The sequence below is a fragment of the Xanthobacter sp. BG11Y11_SDJG genome (genome assembly GCF_057364445.1).
The window spans coordinates 1-536 of the sequence record NZ_JBNFNU010000895.1 but is presented as its reverse complement, the minus strand read 5'-3'; the positions used below and the strand labels follow the sequence as shown (position 1 = coordinate 536).

The window sequence follows — 536 nt, the reverse complement described above, 5'->3', positions numbered from 1 at the left end:
GCGCGGGCGACCTCCGGGTTGCGGTCGGGCCGGCGCGCTTCCGGCGACTGGGGCAGCGCCACCAGGAGCGCCGCCTCGCCCAGAGTGAGCCGGCGCGGCTCCTTGCCGAAATAGGTGAGCGCGGCGGCGCGCACCCCCTCGATGTTGCCGCCATAAGGGGCAAGGGTGAGATAGAGCGCGAGGATCTCGTCCTTGGAGCGGTGGCGCTCGATGGTCAGCGCGCGCGCCATCTGCCGCAGCTTGGCCCTGAGCGTGCGCGGCTGCGGCGGATCGGTCAGGCGCGCCACCTGCATGGTGAGCGTGGATCCGCCGGAAACCACGCGGCCCGTCGCCAGCGCCTGGAGCGCAGCACGGCCCAGCGCCAGCGGATCGATCCCGCCATGGTCGCGGAAGCGCTTGTCCTCATAGGCGAACAGCATGGCGAGGAAGCGCGGGTCCACGTCCCCGGCGCGCGCCTCGAGGCGCCAGCGCCCGTCCTTCAGGGCGAAGGGGCGCAAGCAGCGCGCCCGCCGCGGTCCACCCACCTCGCGCGAGCA

1 protein-coding gene is annotated in these 536 nt (G+C 73.9%); it reads right to left on the bottom strand.

The window, feature by feature from the left end; genetic code table 11:
• Positions 1–536: transglycosylase domain-containing protein (locus AC2W7M_RS27170; protein WP_486136356.1), on the bottom strand; the 536-nt coding region annotated here is incomplete at both ends.